This window comes from Ruegeria sp. BG7, assembly GCF_056535685.1.
This window is the reverse complement of sequence record NZ_JBQFIU010000001.1, coordinates 2642202-2662208: the sequence shown is the minus strand read 5'-3', so window position 1 is coordinate 2662208 and position 20007 is coordinate 2642202. Positions and strand designations below refer to the sequence as shown.

The 20007-nt window shown below is 57.2% G+C and carries 19 protein-coding genes; 3 read left to right on the top strand and 16 right to left on the bottom strand.

Annotated elements, in window-relative coordinates; genetic code table 11:
• Positions 1-21: 21 nt before the first annotated feature.
• From rpoB to rplK, 6 genes are all read right to left on the bottom strand, one after another.
• Entirely contained in the window at positions 22-4158 is a 4137-nt protein-coding gene (gene rpoB, locus ACR3EH_RS13215; RefSeq protein WP_171096004.1) for a DNA-directed RNA polymerase subunit beta, read from the bottom strand.
• A 250-nt stretch (positions 4159-4408) separates the two neighbouring features.
• Positions 4409-4783, bottom strand: coding sequence for a 50S ribosomal protein L7/L12 (gene rplL, locus ACR3EH_RS13210; RefSeq protein ID WP_170446876.1), 375 nt, complete (start codon positions 4781-4783; stop codon positions 4409-4411).
• A gap of 80 nt (positions 4784-4863) precedes the next feature.
• On the bottom strand, positions 4864-5382 hold the full coding sequence (gene rplJ, locus ACR3EH_RS13205) for a 50S ribosomal protein L10 (protein WP_170387618.1): 519 nt from the start codon (positions 5380-5382) through the stop codon (positions 4864-4866).
• Between the two features lie 578 nt (positions 5383-5960).
• Entirely contained in the window at positions 5961-6374 is a 414-nt protein-coding gene (locus ACR3EH_RS13200) for a hypothetical protein (protein ID WP_171188734.1), read from the bottom strand.
• 291 nt (positions 6375-6665) lie between these two features.
• Entirely contained in the window at positions 6666-7364 is a 699-nt protein-coding gene (gene rplA, locus ACR3EH_RS13195; RefSeq protein WP_171180094.1) for a 50S ribosomal protein L1, read from the bottom strand.
• A 1-nt stretch (position 7365) separates the two neighbouring features.
• Positions 7366-7815, bottom strand: a complete 450-nt coding sequence (rplK, locus tag ACR3EH_RS13190) for a 50S ribosomal protein L11 (RefSeq protein ID WP_010440985.1) — start codon at positions 7813-7815, stop codon at positions 7366-7368.
• A gap of 311 nt (positions 7816-8126) precedes the next feature.
• Between rplK and ACR3EH_RS13185 the strand changes: the two genes are divergently transcribed.
• Positions 8127-8987 carry a hypothetical protein gene (locus ACR3EH_RS13185; protein WP_171095998.1) on the top strand — a complete coding sequence of 287 codons (861 nt, stop codon included), beginning with the start codon at positions 8127-8129 and terminating at the stop codon, positions 8985-8987.
• Positions 8984-9748: a hypothetical protein gene (locus tag ACR3EH_RS13180; RefSeq protein WP_171648400.1), complete on the top strand. Its 765-nt coding sequence runs from the start codon at positions 8984-8986 to the stop codon at positions 9746-9748. The genes ACR3EH_RS13185 and ACR3EH_RS13180 overlap by 4 nt, the downstream gene beginning before the upstream one ends.
• A 118-nt stretch (positions 9749-9866) precedes the next feature.
• Here ACR3EH_RS13180 and nusG read toward each other — a convergent pair whose 3' ends face one another.
• The 10 genes from nusG to ccoN form a co-directional block, all read right to left on the bottom strand.
• Positions 9867-10400, bottom strand: a complete 534-nt coding sequence (gene nusG, locus ACR3EH_RS13175; RefSeq protein ID WP_171096042.1) for a transcription termination/antitermination protein NusG — start codon at positions 10398-10400, stop codon at positions 9867-9869.
• A gap of 188 nt (positions 10401-10588) precedes the next feature.
• Positions 10589-10786 carry a preprotein translocase subunit SecE gene (gene secE / locus ACR3EH_RS13170; RefSeq protein WP_050605011.1) on the bottom strand — a complete coding sequence of 66 codons (198 nt, stop codon included), beginning with the start codon at positions 10784-10786 and terminating at the stop codon, positions 10589-10591.
• A 91-nt stretch (positions 10787-10877) separates the two neighbouring features.
• The gene (gene ccoS, locus ACR3EH_RS13165; protein ID WP_074737762.1) at positions 10878-11036 is read right to left on the bottom strand and encodes a cbb3-type cytochrome oxidase assembly protein CcoS; all 159 of its coding nucleotides are present in this window, start codon (positions 11034-11036) and stop codon (positions 10878-10880) included.
• A gap of 5 nt (positions 11037-11041) precedes the next feature.
• Complete coding sequence (locus ACR3EH_RS13160) at positions 11042-13219, bottom strand: heavy metal translocating P-type ATPase (RefSeq protein WP_171676428.1); 2178 nt, start codon at positions 13217-13219, stop codon at positions 11042-11044.
• Positions 13220-13222: 3 nt separating this feature from the next.
• Positions 13223-13681 (bottom strand): FixH family protein, encoded by a 459-nt coding sequence (locus tag ACR3EH_RS13155; protein ID WP_171095992.1) that lies wholly within the window; start codon positions 13679-13681, stop codon positions 13223-13225.
• Positions 13682-13683: 2 nt separating this feature from the next.
• Positions 13684-15111, bottom strand: a complete 1428-nt coding sequence (ccoG, locus tag ACR3EH_RS13150; protein ID WP_171095990.1) for a cytochrome c oxidase accessory protein CcoG — start codon at positions 15109-15111, stop codon at positions 13684-13686.
• A gap of 419 nt (positions 15112-15530) precedes the next feature.
• Positions 15531-16394, bottom strand: a complete 864-nt coding sequence (gene ccoP, locus ACR3EH_RS13145; protein WP_171095988.1) for a cytochrome-c oxidase, cbb3-type subunit III — start codon at positions 16392-16394, stop codon at positions 15531-15533.
• The gene (locus ACR3EH_RS13140) at positions 16391-16576 is read right to left on the bottom strand and encodes a cbb3-type cytochrome c oxidase subunit 3 (RefSeq protein WP_171095986.1); all 186 of its coding nucleotides are present in this window, start codon (positions 16574-16576) and stop codon (positions 16391-16393) included. Before ACR3EH_RS13140 ends, ccoP begins: the two co-directional genes overlap by 4 nt.
• 10 nt (positions 16577-16586) lie before the next feature.
• Positions 16587-17315: a cytochrome-c oxidase, cbb3-type subunit II gene (gene ccoO / locus ACR3EH_RS13135; RefSeq protein ID WP_171180111.1), complete on the bottom strand. Its 729-nt coding sequence runs from the start codon at positions 17313-17315 to the stop codon at positions 16587-16589.
• Between the two features lie 14 nt (positions 17316-17329).
• On the bottom strand, positions 17330-18937 hold the full coding sequence (ccoN, locus tag ACR3EH_RS13130; RefSeq protein WP_171095983.1) for a cytochrome-c oxidase, cbb3-type subunit I: 1608 nt from the start codon (positions 18935-18937) through the stop codon (positions 17330-17332).
• 201 nt (positions 18938-19138) lie between these two features.
• Between ccoN and ACR3EH_RS13125 the strand changes: the two genes are divergently transcribed.
• A complete protein-coding gene (locus ACR3EH_RS13125) occupies positions 19139-19978 on the top strand; it encodes a universal stress protein (RefSeq protein ID WP_171095981.1) in 840 nt (279 codons plus the stop codon).
• Positions 19979-20007 lie beyond the last annotated feature (29 nt).

Genomic DNA, 20007 nt, shown 5'->3' with positions numbered 1-20007 from the left:
ACGGGAGAAAGGGCAGCGCCCTTACTCCTCAACCTCCGCATCCAGGAGTTCCATATTCAGGCCGAGACCACGGACTTCTTTCACCAGAACGTTGAACGATTCCGGTACGCCCGCTTCAAAGTTATCCTCGCCCTTGACGATCGACTCATAGACCTTGGTCCGGCCGGCGACGTCATCCGATTTCACGGTGAGCATCTCCTGCAGGGTGTAGGCGGCGCCGTAAGCTTCCAGAGCCCAGACTTCCATCTCACCAAAGCGCTGACCACCGAACTGCGCCTTACCACCCAGCGGCTGCTGGGTCACCAGGCTGTACGGCCCGGTCGAACGCGCGTGGATCTTGTCGTCCACAAGATGGTGCAGTTTCAGCAGGTACTTGATGCCCACGGTGACCGGACGTGCAAATTGCTCGCCGGTACGACCGTCGAACAGAACCGACTGACCGCTTTCCGAGAAGCCCGCACGCACCAGCGCGTCGTTGACGTCAGCCTCTTTGGCACCGTCAAAGACCGGGGTTGCGATCGGAACACCGCGGGTCACGTTGCCCGCAGCCTCGATCAGGCCATCCTCGTCCAGACCGGTGATGCCTTCTTCGTAGACATTCTCGCCATAGGCCAGCTTCATCGCTTCGCGCACCGGGGTCAGGTCGCCGGACCGGCGATATTCACCCAGAGCCTCATCGATGTTCAGACCCAGACCGCGCGCGGCCCAACCCATATGGGTTTCAAGGATCTGACCGACGTTCATACGCGAAGGCACACCCAGCGGGTTCAGACAGAAATCAACCGGCGTACCATCGGCCAGGAACGGCATGTCTTCCATCGGAACAACCTTGGAGATCACACCTTTGTTCCCATGACGACCGGCCATCTTGTCGCCCGGCTGCAGCTTGCGCTTCACGGCGATGAAGACTTTGACCATCTTCATCACACCCGGCGGCAGATCGTCGCCACGACGGACCTTCTCGACCTTGTCTTCGAAACGGGCGTCCAGAGCGCGTTTCTGCACTTCGTACTGCTCGTTCAGAGCCTCAACGATCTGTGCGTCCTGCTCACCTTCCAGCGCCAGCTGCCACCACTGACCACGGGTCAGGGTTTCCAGCAGGTCCTCGGTGATAACCGACCCTGCCTTGACGCCTTTCGGGCCTTTGACAGCGGTTTTGCCAAGGATCAGGCCTTGCAGACGTGCATAGATGTTGCGGTCCAGGATCGCCAGCTCGTCGTCCCGGTCACGGGCCAGACGTTCGACTTCCTCACGCTCGATCTGCAGCGCACGCTCGTCTTTCTCGACGCCGTGGCGGTTGAAGACGCGGACTTCCACGACCGTACCGTAATCGCCCGGCTTCACGCGCAGCGAGGTGTCGCGCACGTCAGATGCTTTTTCACCAAAGATGGCGCGCAGCAGCTTTTCTTCCGGGGTCATCGGGCTTTCGCCCTTCGGAGTGATCTTGCCGACCAGAATATCGCCCGGTTCAACATCTGCGCCGATGTAAACGATGCCCGCCTCGTCGAGGTTGCGCAGCGCTTCTTCACCAACGTTCGGGATGTCGCGGGTGATCTCTTCCGGGCCGAGCTTGGTGTCACGGGCGGCGACTTCGAATTCCTCGATATGGACCGAGGTAAAGACGTCATCACGCGCGATACGTTCGCTGATCAGGATCGAGTCTTCGTAGTTGTAACCGTTCCACGGCATGAACGCGACGACCACGTTCTTACCCAGAGCCAGTTCACCCATATCGGTCGACGGACCGTCGGCGATGACCTCGCCCTTCTGGACGGTGTCACCTACCTTGATCAGCGGACGCTGGTTGATGCAGGTGTTCTGGTTCGAGCGCTGGAACTTGCGCAGACGATAGATGTCAACGCCAGCGTCGCCCAGTTCCAAATCCTCGGTGGCGCGGATAACGATACGCTGGGCATCGACCTGGTCGATGATACCGGCGCGTTTCGCCTGAATCGCAGCACCCGAGTCGATCGCAACCTTTTCCTCGATACCGGTACCGACCAGCGGTGCTTCGGCCCGCAGCAGCGGAACCGCCTGACGTTGCATGTTCGAGCCCATCAGAGCGCGGTTGGCGTCGTCATTTTCAAGGAACGGGATCAGCGATGCAGCAACCGATACCAGCTGTTTCGGCGACACGTCGATCAGGTCCACATTCTCGCGCGGTGCGAGGGTGTAGTCACCGGCCTGACGGGTCGAAACCAGATCATTGATGAACTTGCCATCGGCATCCAAGGTCGCGTTCGCCTGCGCCACGGTGTGACGCATTTCCTCGGTCGCGGACATGTAGTGAACCTCATCGGTCACCTCGGCGTCTTTGACGACGCGATACGGTGTTTCGATGAAGCCATACTTGTTCACGCGAGCAAAGGTGGCCAGCGAGTTGATCAGACCGATGTTCGGACCTTCCGGCGTTTCAATCGGGCACATCCGACCATAGTGGGTCGGGTGTACGTCGCGAACCTCAAAGCCCGCACGCTCACGTGTCAGACCACCGGGGCCAAGCGCCGAGAGACGGCGTTTGTGGGTGACTTCCGACAGCGGGTTGGTCTGGTCCATGAACTGCGACAGCTGCGACGAACCGAAGAATTCGCGGACAGCAGCCGCAGCAGGTTTCGCGTTGATCAGGTCCTGAGGCATGACGGTGTCGATTTCAACCGACGACATACGCTCTTTGATCGCGCGCTCCATGCGCAGCAGGCCAACGCGGTACTGGTTTTCCATCAGTTCGCCGACCGAACGTACACGGCGGTTGCCGAGGTGGTCGATATCGTCCACGTCGCCTTTGCCGTCACGCAGTTCCACCAGCGCCTTGATGCAGGCCACGATGTCTTCGCGGCGCAGAGTGCGCAGGGTGTCCGGCGCGTCCAGAGCCAGACGCATGTTCATTTTCACACGGCCAACGGCGGACAGGTCATAACGCTCGCTGTCGAAGAACAGCGTGTCGAACAGGGCCGACGCAGCTTCGACGGTGGGCGGCTCGCCCGGACGCATGACGCGGTAGATGTCCATCAGCGCGGTTTCGCGGCTCATGTTCTTGTCCTGAGCCATGGTATTGCGCATGTACGGACCAACATTGACGTTGTCGATGTCCAGAACCGGGATGTCGGTGATGCCCGCATCGATCAGCTCTTTCACGGTGCCGCCAATCAGGTCGCCGTCTTTGTCGTATTCCAGGGTCAGCTCATCACCGGCTTCGACATAGATCGCGCCGTTTTCTTCGTTGATGATGTCCTTGGCGACAAATTTGCCAACGATGTGATCGAACGGAACCAGCAGGTCGGTGACGGTGCCTTCGTCGATCAGCTTCTTGACCGCGCGCGGGGTGACTTTCTTGCCGGCCTCAGCAATCACTTCACCGGATTTGGCGTCGACCAGATCATAGGTCGGGCGTGTACCACGCACACGCTCGGGGAAGAATGGCGTGACCCAGCCCTTCTTCTTGTCCAGCTTGTAGGACACGGTGTTGTAATACGCGTCCATGATCGCTTCCTGGTCCAGACCCAACGCATAAAGCAGGGTTGTCACAGGCAGCTTACGGCGACGGTCGATACGGGCGAACACGATGTCCTTGGCGTCGAACTCAAAGTCCAGCCAGCTGCCGCGATACGGGATGATGCGGCAGGCAAACAGCAGCTTGCCCGAGGAATGGGTCTTGCCCTTGTCGTGGTCAAAGAACACACCGGGCGAGCGGTGCATTTGGGATACGATCACACGCTCGGTCCCGTTCACGACAAAAGTGCCATTCGGTGTCATCAAGGGCATATCGCCCATGAAGACATCCTGTTCCTTGATGTCTTTTACCGATTTCGCGCCGGTGTCCTCGTCGACATCAAACACGATCAGTCGCAGAGTGACCTTCAGCGGCGCGCTGTAGGTCATGTCGCGCTGCATACACTCTTCGACGTCATATTTGGGTTTTTCCAGATCGTATTTCACGAACTCCAGAACGGAGGTTTCGTTGAAATCCTTGATCGGGAAAACCGACTGGAACACACCCTTGATGCCTTCGCCGTCTGTTGGCTGCTCTGCATCGCCGGAGCGCAGGAAAAGATCATAAGAAGATTTCTGTACCTCAATAAGGTTCGGCATCTCCAGCACTTCGCGGATTTTGCCGTAGTATTTACGAAGACGTTTCTGGCCAAGGAACGTTTGAGCCATGTCAGATGTCACCTTTCGATGTTCTCAGCGGGCAAAGACACCGTCGGGCCCCGGCATCTTGCACAATCGAGACAACACGTCCGGATCAATTCATGGCCACCGTCCCGAAGGCGGCCTCCCGATCCGAAAACCGTGTCTTAGAAAACGCCCCACATTTTGAGGCCCTTTCTAAGACAGGTTCGGCTGGACCCGGATTTCTCCGGACCCAGCCAAATTTTTCGGCGCATCAGCGATGCACCTGAGACTAAGCTTAGGCCAGCTCGACTTCGGCGCCAGCTGCTTCCAGCTTGGCTTTGACGTCTTCTGCTTCTGCTTTGTCCACGCCTTCTTTGATCTTGCCGCCGGCTTCGACCAGTTCCTTGGCTTCTTTCAGGCCCAGGCCGGTGATGCCGCGAACTTCTTTGATGACGTTGATTTTCGATGCGCCGGCGTTCTTCAGAACGACGTCGAATTCGGTTTTTTCTTCCTCAGCTGCACCGCCGGCGTCGCCGCCTGCTGCAACCATTACGGCGCCGCCAGCTGCGGGCTCGATGCCGTATTCGTCTTTGAGGATGGTTTTCAGTTCTTGTGCTTCCAGCAGGGTCAGACCCACGATGCTTTCTGCGAGTGCTTTCAGATCAGCCATTGTATTAGCTCTTTCCGTTTTACAGTGTGTGTTCCAACGTCAGGGCATATGCCCCACGCAGATCATTCAGTGCCAACCGCTTACGCAGCTTCCGCCTTCTCTTCGATGGTGGAAAGGATGCTTGCGATGTTGCTTGCAGGTGCGCCAATCGCGCCGGCGATGTTCGAAGCAGGTGCGCCAATGCAGCCCACGATCGAAGCAATAAGCTCCTCGCGAGACGGCATTTTCGAAACTGTTTCGACGCCTTTGCGGTCCAGAGCGTTCTCACCCATTGCACCGCCGAGGATCTCAAAATTCTTGTTATCCTTGGCGAAGTCCTCGGCCACCTTGGCTGCTGCCACAGGGTCCTCGGAATAGGTCAGAACGGTCATCCCTGTCAGCAGGTCGGCCATGCTTTCACACGGCTTACCCTCAAGGGCGATTTTGGCGAGCCTGTTTTTGGCAACACGCACGGAACCACCCGCGTCACGAGCACGTGCGCGAAGATCCTGCATCTCGGCAACTGTCAGACCGGCGTAGTGAGCAACCACTACGACGCCAGAGCTTTCGAAGATTTGGCCGAGTTCCTCGACCACTTTCTCTTTCTGGGCTCTATCCACAGTTCTCTCCAAGTTTGGGGCGATACCTCACCCCGGCTCATATTTGCCGCAGCTTTCGCTCCGGCGTTCAGGTCCGTTATTACGGGATTGGCCAAAATGCGCCCGAGGGTGGGACCCTCAGAATTCTTTGGTCTTACCCGTCTCAGGCAGGGAATTAAGGGACCGAATGGACCCACCCACCGTCTTGGACGAAACGAAAGAAAGCGCACGACGAATCGCACGCTTTATTCCGCAGGTCTACTTAGGGCAGATAGGCGGGGTTTCCAAGGGGTAAATTTGCGTCAATCGCAAGCGTACTTTCACATTCATCGAAGCGGGTAAGTTTCATCTCAACATTGCTTCCGGATTCGGCGATCACGGCCAAAAGTGCCTAGCCTTCCTCAACACCGCTTGGGAACCCAATTCAAACTCAAATGCTTATGATGACCCTCAGAAATTTCCAGGGTCTCAAGCAGAACGAATGGAAAGTGATTTTGACTGACTAAGTTCTCTCGGCGCCGATCAGGTGCGTAAACGGATAGTCACAAAAAGATGTCGCTGCGGTAACGTCTTTCAATAACCTTTTGATCATTCCCGGATCAAGAGAGCCAATCTTCGAATGATGAGGCCAAAGTGAACGCCCAAAACTCGGGTTCAGGAGTATCTGTGGGCTGCAAGGACATCGATGGAATTTCCCGCTCGGCCAAATTGGGAAGACCGCGCCCCATCCAACTGGCCAATGAACCACCTTCATCCGCTGACACGGCAGCCGCAAAAACGAACGCGTCATCGCGCGCGCCAACACCCGCAGACAACGCATCGTCAGTAGAACGGAATGAAACCCCTGTATCCACGATTTGCAAACTACCACTCGCAACCGCTGCGATCGCGTTGACCAAAGCCGGGCTTCCAGGTGTGTTTGCAGTGACTGTGGTCGCAACAGTGTCCGGCAGTTCACCCTTCATTTGCTCGATAAGGTCAGGGTTCAATCTGCGTGCGCAATATCCACACATTGTATTCTCCAAGAATGCCACCTGACAGGCCCACGATCCCGTCTGGCTGAAATAGAATTTCTACGTTCGTTATTCGAGAATTACGGCAGTTTTTGGGCTACCAACTCAAAACCTAACTTTACCCTTGCACCAGTATGGTTTGCATAAAAGGCCGAGCGTGTGAAGTTTCTAAATTTGCTGCAAAAAGTTGGCCCTTCTGTGAAGGCATGGATTGGACCTAAAAAGACACAAGAAAAATCCCGGGCAGTTCGCACCACCCGGGATCAATTCTTCTAAGCTGAATGCCGGGGCTTATTCGCCCGAAGCTTCCGCAACATCCAGTGTCACGCCCGGGCCCATGGTCGAGCTCAGCGCGATTTTCTTCATGTAGGTGCCTTTGGCGCCCGACGGCTTGGCCTTGGCAACAGCCGAGACAAAAGCGCGAACGTTTTCAACCAGCTTGGCTTCGTCAAACGACGCTTTGCCAACGCCAGCGTGCACAACGCCGCCTTTTTCCGCCTTGAACTGAACTTCACCGCCCTTGGCTGCTTCCACGGCCGCTTTCACGTCCATGGTCACGGTGCCAACTTTGGGGTTCGGCATCAGGTTACGGGGGCCCAGAACTTTACCCAGACGACCGACGATCGGCATCATGTCCGGGGTGGCAATGCAGCGATCGAATTCGATGGTGCCGCCCTGAATGGTTTCCATCAGGTCCTCTGCGCCAACGATATCTGCGCCAGCTTCTTTCGCTTCGTCAGCCTTGGGGCCGCGAGCGAACACAGCAACGCGCATCGCTTTACCGGTGCCGTTCGGCAGGCCAACAACGCCGCGAACCATCTGGTCTGCGTGACGAGTGTCAACGCCCAGGTTCATCGCGATTTCGATGGTCTCGTCGAATTTCGAGGTTGCGTTGCCTTTGACCAGGGCAACAGCTTCTTCAACCGACAGGTTTTCCTTGCCGGCGACAGCTTCGCGCGCAGCGCGGGTACGTTTACCGAGTTTTGCCATCTTACTTCACCTCGATGCCCATAGAGCGGGCCGAGCCCAGGATGATCTGCATTGCGCCTTCGACGTCGTTGGCGTTCAGATCTTTCATTTTGGCTTCGGCGATTTCGCGAACCTGCTTCGAGGTCACGGTTGCCACGGTCTCACGACCTGGGTTTTCCGCGCCACGGGGGCGGTTACGCTTGCCGACCGGCTTCAGACCAGCTGCTTTTTTCAGGTAGTAAGACGCGGGCGGCGTCTTGATGTCCATGGTGAAGGACTTGTCCTGATAATAGGTGATCACGGTCGGGCAAGGAGCGCCGGGCTCCATGTCTGCTGTCTTGGCGTTGAACGCCTTGCAGAATTCCATGATGTTGATACCGCGCTGACCCAGCGCCGGACCAACTGGCGGCGACGGGTTCGCCTGACCTGCAGGAACCTGCAGCTTCATTGTACCAGCAAGCTTCTTGGCCATTTGGTTTTCCTTTCAACTTAGGCAGGACGCGTCCCACCCAGATTATGTTGCGTGGTTCGGACCGGGATCGCGATCCCAGCACCCTCCCACGAGAGAATCTCGCCCGAAGACGATAGAGGCGGCATTTATAGCGGAAAGGTGACGTTGGCAAGAGGATCCCGCCGTATTCCTGAACCATACCTGCACTAGCCAAACCAAACGTTGCGACAGACTGGAGCGGCTTAGAAGTTACCTAATTTGAATACAAAAGTTGCGTACGAACCGCCGACGGTTATCTTAGGGCAACTTAGTTAAAGAAGGGGCGGTCTGGGATGGCATCATCTCGACGAGGCAAGGGACTACTGATTTGTGCTCTTTTTGCTGTGTTGCCGGGGTGCGGCAGCAAAGCACAAGATCAGGGCACAGTATCCGAGACAGTTGCCCAATCAGAAGCATCCCAAAACGCTTCCTCACGCAACACGGCAGGCATTGATCCCGCTACCTATGCCGGTCGCTTTCAGGTAAAATTGACCAAAGAAGTTCCTCTGCGCGATATTCCCGTTCCCTTCACCGTCTACGGTGGTCTAGAGGAATCCAGCCCAACCCGACTGCGATTGCGCGCGTTCATGGATTTGCGCGGATTGCAGGAAAAGGCGCCCCAGATTTTGACGGGCCCCCTGGAAGAAAGTTGTAAGCGTCAAATCTATCTTGAGGTTCGAGACGTTACTGCCATAGGCGAAACTGTAAAGGTTGAGGGGTCAGCTCGTGCTCAGTTCACACGATGCAAGCGGAATGAAGAAGCGGGCTTTCGGTATTTCGGGGCCACGGTGGATGCGGTCGCTGTCGCCAAGGCAGAAGTGAAGGGTCAATGCCTTACATTCAGCATCGAAAGTGCCGATCTCAGCCCGCGCGGATTTATCGGTGCTGTCACCAACTTTTTCGGCCTGACAAACCGCATCAACGAAGCGGTCCTTGAAAAGGGTGGAGAGTTTTTGGCGGCCAATCCGGTTTGTCCGCCACTGCCCGAAGAATTCTCTGTTCTTGATCCGAATTACGAATCTGGCGGAACGCGCGAAATCGCACCCGGAGGATTGGGCGCCGCTGTTGTCGGATCAGCGGATGTAAGTGCTGAGACAATTGTGAAAGTCCTTGCAGGTCTGAAAGAACTTGGCGTGTTGGAGTTTGCTGAATGAGACTTTGGTTTATCCTCCCCGCCTTTTTGGCATCTTTTCTGGACGCCCGCGTACCCGACGCGCAGCAAGTGGACTTTGTCATCGATGCGACACTGCCCGTTCGCGATACAGAATTGCCATATACACTTGATCTGAATCTCACCGCCGCTGCGCCCACTCGGATAGGGGTCGGTGCCCTTCTCGACCTGCGCGAAGTTCAAAAGGTTGTGCCCGAGCGGTTGGCTGACAATGCAATCGTCGACAATTGTGGCCTGCAGGTCCGACTAGATGATTTGAGCTTTAAGGCCGAAGACCAAACAATAGATTTGGATGGCGATGTGACCATCACGATCTTTGAATGCAGCCGCACCGGTGAACGCAACTTTGAACGCGGTGAAGAAAAAAGATCGATCCTGGCCAGCTTGTCCACCGAAGCGACTGTCGAAGTGCGGGACAACTGCGCCTATTTCAAGCTTATTGATCTTACTCTAACGGCCCCCGAAGAACAGCGAGAGCAACTGCTGGAAGATGACACTTTAGACTCTGTGAAGGAGTTGATGTTGGCAGCAGTGGATCTTGCACTGAACGACACTCCTTTGTGCCCGGAACTCCCGGCAGAGCTTGCGTCACTTGACCCAGCCTACGACAAAGGCGGCCCGCGCGAGATCGCAGAAGGTGGTGTTGGCGTTTTCCTTGAAGGCTCAGTTGACGTCAGCCCTTCGACAATCCTCGACATTCTGACAGTGCTTCAACAACAAGAACTTATACCGGGTCGACCCTAGCGCAGACTAAACCTTGCCTGTCGAACCTCTCTTTGTTCTGGTTGGAAGACTGGGGCGTCAAAACAACAAACGCCGCGCTGCTCGAAGCACCGCGGCGTCTAATACAAGTGGAGAGCAATTAGCTCTGCTTTGTTACCTGCGTGAAGTCCAGTTCGACCGGTGTCTCGCGACCAAAAATCGAAACCGAGACTTTCAACTTCTGAGCTTCGTCGTCCACGCCTTCGACCATGCCGTCGAAATCCTCGAACGGGCCGTCGTTGACCTTGACCTTTTCGCCCACCTCGAAGGTGATCATCAGTTTCGGCGCTTCTTCGCCTTCCTGAACGCGGTTGAGGATCTGGTTCACTTCGGCATCGCGCATCGGCATCGGGCGGCCTTGCGGGCCAAGGAAACCGGTGACGCGGTTGATCGAATTGATCAGGTGATAGCCCTGATCCGACATTTCCATATGCACCAGCACGTAGCCGGGCATAAAGCGGCGCTCGGTTGTGACCTTCTTGCCGCGGCGCACTTCGATCACCTCTTCGGTGGGCACCAGTACTTCGTCGATATCGTCCTCAAGGCCCTGCTCAACCACCGACGTGCGGATCTGTTCTGCGATCTTCTTTTCGAAATTCGAAAGAACGCTGACCGAGTACCACCGTTTCGCCATGAACCTGTCGTCCTTGTCTGTCTTCGGGGTATCGGATGTGCCGGATACGCCCGTCATTGAAATCTTATCACGTCATCCGGAATAAAAAGCGGCGCGCAGCCCGAATCGCCACACGCCCATTCCGAATAGTCCTGCGTCAACTACTCTGACATTGCCCGCAGTGCAAGAGGGCTGCAGCGTTTCGGCGCTTAGCTGAACGCGCCTAGGATCAGCTGAAGACCACCCCGGATGCCCAGATCGACCAACGCAAAGAATACAGCCGTAAGCGCCGCCATGATGAAAACCATAACCGTGGTCAACAGCACCTCGCGCCGGGTCGGCCAGACGACCTTGGACACTTCGGCACGGACTTGCTGAATGAACTGAATCGGGTTGGTGGTGGCCATTTGGCGTGTTCTCTCTGCTAGCGGGTGGCATGGACATAACCGGGCATTGCGGCAATTTCAAGGGCAGTTGGATCAACTCTGCCCAACGCGGTCAGGGTTTGGGTTTGTCGTCCCATTCATCGCTCAGGATCCGGCGCGCATCGCCTTCGGGGTCTTCGTACTGGTTTGAACGAACAGTATAGATAAAGGCGACCAAACCAACGCCGCCCAGCAACAAAGAAATCGGTATGAGATAGGCAAGAACTTCCATCTGGTTTACCTCAGCCGCAGAGCGTTGAGCGACACGGTGATCGAAGAGGTCGACATCGCCAAAGCTGCGATCAATGGAGTTGCAAGCCCAATCACCGCCAAAGGAACGGCAATCACGTTGTAAACTGTCGCTATGCGGAAGTTTTCGCGAATGCGTTTTGTCGCTTTGACCGCCGTGTCGCACGCATCCGCGATGGGGCTCAGGTCATTGCCCAACAACACAATGTCCGACGCCACCCGTGCGGCATCCAACGCCGATGCCGGTGAGATCGAAACATGCGCCGCCGCCAAGGCCGCTGTGTCATTCAGACCGTCGCCCACCATCAGGACATAGTGACCCTGATCGCTGAGATCCTGAATGCGCTGCGCCTTGTCCTGCGGCAATGCCTCGGCAATCCAGTCGGTGATCCCCAGCTTTTCAGCCAGTGTGCACACAGCCCCCTGCGAGTCGCCGGACATCAGGACCACATGCTTGCCAGCGGAACGCAAAGCGTCGACCGCCTCGGCCGCACCCGGGCGCAACGCGTCCGAGAAGCGGAACGCCACAGGTGCGTGATCACCAATCGACAGCCAGGCTGAGGTTTCACTGCCCTGCTCGGCCCCGACCCAAGCGGCCCGGCCCAAACGCACACGTTGACCACGGTAATCACCTTCGGTGCCGTAACCCGGAACCTCAACGACGCCCCGCACGCTGGCAGGCTTGATCCCGGCCTCACGCGCGGCTTTCGCCAAAGCCACAGACAAAGGATGTGCCGACGCCTCGGCCAGCGCCAGAGCGACTTCGACTTTTGCGCGGGCATGTTCCCCAAGATTGACCAGTTCCGGCGCACCTGATGTCAGAGTGCCCGTTTTGTCGAACACCACCGTGTCTGCCTCGGACAGACGTTCCAATGCGGTTGCATGTTTGATCAACATACCTTTGCGGAATAACCGGCCAGACGCCGCCGTTGTCACCGCTGGAACGGCCAAACCCAGAGCACATGGGCAGGTGATAATCAGAACCGCCGCCGCGATATTCAACGCCGTGCGGATATCGCCGGAATAAATGTACCAGCCCAGAAAGCTGAGCGCTGATAGGATGTGAACGCCCGGCGCATAAAGCTTGGCCGCCTTGTCAGCCAAAGAGGTATAGCGCGAACGACCGGATTCAGCGATGGCCACCAGATCCGCCATACGGTGCAGCGACGTATCCTCGCCCACTGCTGTTGCGCGCAGGGTCAAGGGACCAGTCAGGTTGACCTCACCCGCACTGACCAACTGGCCGATTTCGGCAAATACAGGCACCGTTTCCCCGGTCAGTAGCGAGCGGTCGAGTTCGGACTGGCCAGACACGATCTCACCATCCACAGGCATCCGACCGCCGGGGCGCACAAGGATCAAATCGCCAACTTTCAGATCAGCAACTGCGATTTCATGTTCTACGCCATCCACCAAACGGATCGCGCGCGGCACCTCAAGCGCGGTTAGTTCTTCGGCGGCGGAACGGGCTGCGGCACGGGTGCGGTAATCCAGATAACGTCCCGCCAGCAGGAAGAAGGTGAGGGTCAGGGCCGCATCGAAATAGGCGTGCTCGCCACTCAACGCGGTTTCCCAAAGCGATGTGACCAGCGCCAACAAGATCGCCAACACAATGGGCACATCCATGTTCAGGCGGCGCACCCGCAAGGCGCTCAACGCATTGGAAAAGAAGGGCTGGGCTGAAAACGCGATGGCAGGCAGAGCAATCGCGGCAGAAATCCAGTGGAACATGTCCCGCGTGGCGTCAGTGGCCCCGGACCAGACCGAAACCGACAACAGCATGACGTTCATGGAGGCAAACCCGGCCACCGCCAGGCGCATCAGCAAGTCGCGCCCTGCCTTGTCCGTCTGAGTGGCCGACAAGGCACCCGGATCAAGCTCGTGCGCTTCAAAACCGGCTTTCTCAAGCACTGGGATCAGATCGACAGCGCGCGTTTCAGGCGCTGCTTTGATCATCGCGCGTTTCAGGGTCAGGTTCACCCGTGCATCTTCGACGCCGGGATGCGCGTTCAGTTCCCGCTCGACCGTTGCAATACAGGCCGAGCAGTGAATGCCCGGCAAAGACAGGGCAATCTGCACATCCTCCGGAATCGGCCGGGCGGGCTCCGCCGGGGCCGCAAGGCAGCCCGGGCAGGCTGCGGTGCCGGAAGAAAGCTGCGCGGTCATCGCTTACCCCTTCACATACAGCGGAACGCGCTGCGAAAACTCGGCGCCATCACTGTCCCGCGCCACCAGACGAATGTTCCAATTGCCCTCGCCCAACGTAGCTGGCGTGGCGTAGGCTGTTCCGTCAAAGGTGAAATCCGGCACGAAATCCTCGCGCACATGGGTCGCACGGCCCACAACAGCCTGCAACTCGCTGACCTGAACAGGTGCGCCGCTTTCGTCAGTGATGTGCAGGATCAGCAACCCGCCTTTGGTTTCAGCCCGTACGGTCCACCCCAGTGCTTGCTGTTCTTTCAGACGTTCGTTGAACTCCTGACTGGCCACGTATGAATTCTTAACCTCAAGCCCCGGAAAGGTTTTGACCGCGCTGTAAGCCAGCACAAGATTTACGGTGATGATCACGCCAAAAGCGCCGATGAATACCGCCAAAGCGTGCTTTCCGGTGAATTTCCGTTCCGCCATGATCAATTCCCCCGTCCGTTAAACGTGGTGTCCTTATAGGCCCGCTCACCGCTGCTCAGGTCTTCAACCCAGATGCGGACCGGCGTTGAATCCGCTCCGGCTGGGCCCGAGTCGCGGGACGAGATGATATACACACGGGTTAATTGTGCCGTATCTGCCGGAACATTCACAGTGTGCAGGTTCGTGCCTTCGATTTCCAGCCGCATGGCCGGATCCCCGGTCAGAGACAGAGTGAACAAACGATCTTCGCCATGCTTGTTGCGCAACCGCACGTCATAGGTGTTGCGAATTGTGCCATCGGACAGCGTGACAAATGTCGGGTTACGAACCGGAGCAACGGTCAGGTCAATATCCGAGCGGATGAACAAAGCAAACAGCAACGCAAAACCAACCAGCGACCACAGGGCCGTGTATAGGATCGTGCGAGCGCGGAATATATGCGTCCACACACTTTTCGGCGGCTGCCCAGACCGCTCGCGCGTTTCATCGCTGAGGGCCATGTAGTCGATCAGCCCGCGCGGCTTACCGATCTTGGCCATCATATCATCACAGGCATCAATACACAGGGCGCAGGTGATGCATTCCAGCTGCTGACCGTCACGAATGTCGATCCCAACCGGGCAGACATTCACGCAGGCCATGCAGTCGATGCAATCCCCCAACTCGGAATCCGCTGTCCGCTTGCCTTTTCCCCGTGGTTCGCCGCGCCATTCGCGGTAGCCGACAACCAGCGTGTCCTCGTCCATCATCGCCGCCTGAATGCGTGGCCAAGGGCAGGCGTAGATGCAGATTTGCTCGCGGGCGAAACCACCAAAGAAGAACGTGGTGCCCGTCAGGATCAGCATCGTCGTATAGGCGACTGGATGCGCGTTGCCTGTGACCAGATCCACCAAAAGCGTCGGGGCGTCTGCAAAATAGAATACCCAGGCCCCACCCGTTGCCAGACCGATCAGGAACCAGACGGTCCATTTCGTGGCCCGAAGCCGGACCTTGCGAAAATCGAGCTTTTCCTGACGGTGCAGGCGCAGACGGGCGTTTCGATCCCCTTCGATCCAACGTTCAACCAGAATGAACAAATCGGTCCAAACTGTTTGCGGGCAGGCATAGCCACACCAGACGCGCCCAAGGGCCGAAGTGAACAGGAACAGGCCCAGACCGGCCATAATCAGCAGGCCAGCGACAAAGTAGAATTCGTGGGGCCATATTTCGATCCAGAAGAAATAGAACCGACGGTTCGCCAAATCCAGCAAAACTGCCTGATCCGGCAGGCTTGGCCCGCGATCCCATCTGATCCAGGGTGTCACATAGTAGATGCCCAGTGTCACGATCAGGATGATCCATTTCAGGTTCCGAAACGGCCCTGAGACACGTCTTGGAAAGATCGGCTCTCTGGCTGCGTAAAGGCTGGGGGCGGGATCGGAATCGCTCACTGGCTGGCTCCACAAATGGGTCTTCTGAAGGCGACTTGTTCCAGATCACGGGCAAGCGAACTTTGACATGGGTCAAAACGCGCATCGAACACACATCTTTTGCAAATCAGCCGACCCTGAGTGTGTCGGAGCAGAGATGTTTTGCCCGCTTTTTCACTTATTTTAGCAGAAAAACCGCGATTGTCGCGAAAGCTGCTGTGTCGCGGGTTAGCCGCAGGTCACATACCGGCCAATTGTCGCAGCCCAAGACTACGCCCGCCTGGACGCGTCAAAGCTGCCCGCATCACTACAGACAACTCAACGAAACTGGCAGAACGTGGTAAAAGTGGGCACCGGCTGTTCAGGAAACGCGCGAACAGATGGAACAGCCGGTGCCACAGCCTTCGGGCAGCGAACTGCCCGAAGGTGTTCCTTATAGTTTACTGACCACCACCCAACTGGTGGACATAGGCCGTCACGGCGCGGATCTGCGCGTCGGTCAGGCGGTTTTCCCACGGAGGCATTACGCCAAAGCGGCTGTATGTGACTGTTTCGGTCAGAGCCTCTTCGCTGCCACCGTAAAGCCAGATCGCGTCGGTCAGGTTCGGAGCGCCCTGAAAGACGTCGCCCTGGCCGTTATCGCCGTGGCAGGCAGCACAGTTGTCCTCAAAAACAACCTTGCCCGCTTGCGCCGCCGCATCGTCCGTCTGCGCATTGGTCAGCGACATGACATATTGGACAACCTGTGTGATCTCTTCGCTTTCGAGGATCTCACCAAAGGCCGGCATTTCAGAATAGCGCGCATCGTCGCTTTCTTCGTTCCGGATACCATAGGCAACGGTGTACTCGATATCTTCAAGCGAACCGCCCCACAGCCATGCATCGTCCAACAGGTTGGGGAAGCCGGGCGCGCCTTGAGCACCGGAACCGTGGCACTGTGCGCACCAGGTGCGGAATACGGCCCCGCCAGAGTTCACGGCGTATTGCTGCAACTCGGGGTCCTTCGAGATATCCTCGAGCGGTGTCTCGACCAGCTTGGCATTCCAAGGGGCGTTTGCCTCTTCGAACGAAACCAGCTCCTGCTGAACCAGCTCACGCGAGGACCATCCCAGAACACCTGCTGTTGCAGATTGAACCAGCGGCCATGCCGGGTACATGATCGTATAGATCAGACCCCAGAAGATGGTCGCATAGAAGGTCCATAGCCACCAGCGCGGCATCGGGTTGTCAAATTCCTCGATTCCATCCCAGGAATGGCCGGTTGTGTTTGGATCACCCGGCTGTTTTTCAGGTGTCTTGCTCATTGCCGCGCCTCCTTGGATGTGGCGGGTTTGTCTTGATGCCGGAACGGGATGTTGGCGGTGTCGTTGTATTCTTTGCTGGCACCGGGGCGGAACACCCAGATGATGATGCCGATAAAGAAGACGAACAACACAAGCAGCATCCAGCTATCCGCGAACTGCCGTAGGAGTGTATATTCTTCCATCACACCCTCCTTAGCGGCTTGCGTCCGGGGTGAAGGTCGAGAAATCGACCAGCGTGCCCAGCATTTGAAGATAAGCGATCAGCGCATCGGCCTCGGTCAGATCAGACTGGCCGTCGAAGTTGCGCACGTTGACTTTATCGCCATAGCGTTCCAGCAACCCGTCATAGTCGCTGTCCGGATCGGCCTGCGCGCGGAAATCGGCCACGGCGTTCTCCAGCATGTCCTCGGTATAAGGCGTTCCCACCAAAGCGTTGGCGGCCATGATGTCACCAATATACTCGCCGTCGATCTTACGGGTTTCGAGGAAGCCGTATTTAGGCATCACCGATTCCGGCACCACCGACTGTGCATCGCGCAGGTGGCGTACATGCCAGTCGTCCGAGTAGCGGCCACCGACGCGGGCCAGATCAGGCCCGGTACGCTTAGACCCCCACTGGAACGGGTGGTCATACATCGACTCAGCCGCCAGCGAGTAGTGGCCATAGCGCTCAACCTCATCCCGCATCGGGCGGATCATCTGGCTGTGGCAGACATAGCAGCCTTCGCGCAGATAGATCTCACGACCCGCCATTTCGAGTGGGGTGTAAGGGCGCATGCCCTCCACCTTTTCGATGGTGTTCTCAAGGTAGAACAGCGGGGTGATCTGAACGATGCCACCGATGGTTACGACCAGAAAGCTGAAGATCAGCAGGAGGGTCGCGTTGGTCTCGAGGATCTTATGTTTGTCGAGAATTGCCATTGCTCCGGCCCTCCTTATTCAGCCGGGACCGCGACGGTCAGGCTGGCCTCTTTGGCCGGCGCTTTCCGCACAGTCATCCACAGGTTGTAGCACATGATGACCGAGCCAGCGACGAACAGGACACCGCCCAGCGCACGCACCACATACATCGGGAATTTGGCAGCCACGGTGTCGGCGAACGAGTTCACCAGGAAGCCGTTGGCATCCACTTCACGCCACATCAGGCCTTCCATGATACCGGTGACCCACATCGACGCGGCGTAGAGCACGATGCCGATGGTGGCGAGCCAGAAGTGCCAGCTGACCATTTGCAGCGAGTACAGACGCTCACGCTTCCACAGGACAGGTACTAGGAAGTACAGCGCACCAAAGGTGATCATGCCGTTCCAGCCCAGCGCGCCCGAGTGCACGTGACCAATGGTCCAGTCGGTGTAGTGGCTGAGCGAGTTGACCGCGCGGATCGACATCATCGGGCCTTCAAAGGTGGACATGCCGTAGAAGCCAACTGAGATCACCATCATCCGGATCACAGGGTCGGTGCGCAGCTTGTCCCATGCACCCGACAGGGTCATCAGGCCGTTGATCATACCACCCCAGGACGGCATCCACAGGATCACCGAGAACACCATGCCCAGCGTCGAGGCCCAGTCAGGCAACGCGGTATAGTGCAGGTGGTGCGGACCAGCCCAGATGTACAGGAAGATCAGTGCCCAGAAGTGGATGATCGACAGCTTGTACGAGAAGACCGGACGCTCGGCCTGTTTCGGGATGAAATAGTACATCATGCCCAGGAAGCCCGCAGTCAGGAAGAAGCCCACGGCGTTGTGACCGTACCACCACTGGATCATGGCATCTTGAACACCAGACCAGACGATAACCGACTTCGAACCCCAGATGCTGACCGGAATGGTCATGTTGTTGACCAGGTGCAGCATGGCAACGGTCACGATGAACGCCAGATAGAACCAGTTCGCCACATAGATGTGGGGTTCTTTCCGTTTGATGATCGTGCCCAGATAGACAGCAAGGTAAGCAACCCAAACAACGGTCAGCCACAGGTCAACATACCATTCAGGTTCGGCATATTCCTTGGACTGTGTACCGCCCAGGATATAGCCGGTCGCGGCCAGTACGATGAACAGCTGGTAGCCCCAGAACACGAACCATGCGAGGTTGCCGCCCCACAGACGCGCGGCGCTGGTGCGCTGCACCACGTAGAACGACGTTGCGATCAGCGCGTTACCGCCAAATGCAAAAATCACCGCCGAGGTGTGCAGCGGACGCAAACGCCCAAAGTTCAAATACCCTTGCGCCCACTCGAAGTTGAGCACCGGAAACGCCAGCTGGAACGCAATAAAGGTTCCCGCCAGGAACCCTACCACACCCCAAAAGGCGGTTGCGATCACGCCGTAGCGGATCACGTCATCCATGTATTCGCCCGAGCGATCGACAAGAATATCTGGCTCTTCAGTGTTTCGAAGCGTCCAGATGAACAATCCACCGGCGATAAGCATCACCAGAATCGCATGCACCTGATACGCCAAATCGCGTGCATAATTTGATCCGATGGCGGCAAACACCACGACCAGACCAAGCACGATCAGCTTGATGTAATTCGACATATTGCGTCCCTTTGCCGTGCTTCGCGCGATTTTGATTCTTTTGACACGCGAAACCTATTTGACTGGCTGCCGTTCTGAAGCACGACAGCCGATGTTGCTTTGATCTGTATCAAGACAGTTCCCCGTTTTCTGTGACACGCATTGAGGATGAAAGAGGCCAACCGGTCGCATGAGACCATATGCCCGAACTAAGAGGTCGAAATGGCGTACAAATCCCTTCTCACTGTCATGACCGAAACGCAGACAGCTCAGACCGCACTGGCGCAGATGGTGGCGCTGGCGGATTCGCAGGATGCCCATGCCGAAGCGCTGTGCCTCGGTGTCGATCGCAGCCAGACCGGTTACTATTACGCCGGAGCCAACGCATTGATCGTTCAGGAAACACTCAGCCGGGCCAATGCCGAGGCACAAGAGTTGCTGACATTTGCCCAGGATTATCTGGGTAAATCCGGTGTTCGCTGGTCCGCCGAACACGGTGTGGCGCAGATTGCCGACATAGGGCGACATGTTGCACATCGGGCGCGGTTTTCAGATTTGGTGATCTTGCCGCATCCTTACGGCAAAGACCGTGGAGCCGAGGCCGAGCCGATTATTGAAGCGGCTATGTTCGAAGGCCATTGCCCGGTTCTGGTGGTACCTGATGACACCCCACCCCTGAAAGCGCCGCGCAATGTGATGATAGCCTGGAACGAAAGCGTCGAGGCGATGTGTGCCATCCGGCGCGCTCTGCCCTTCCTGAAAAAGGCGGAACTGGCCCGCATCGTCGTCATTGATCCGCCGCGCCACGGCCCTGACCGGTCGGATCCTGGTGGGATGCTATCTCAGATGTTGGCCCGACACGGGGTCAAATGTGAAATCGATGTCCTGAGCAAGACCATGACGCGCGTGTCGGACATTCTAAACCGCCATGCATCAGATACGGAATCGGACATGATCGTGATGGGTGCCTATGGGCATTCGCGCTTCCGCGAGGCCATACTCGGCGGGGCAACACGTAATATGCTGGAACAGTCTTCCGTCCCAGTGTTTCTGGCGCATTGAACTTTGTCTAAATTGAAAAAAGCCGCCCG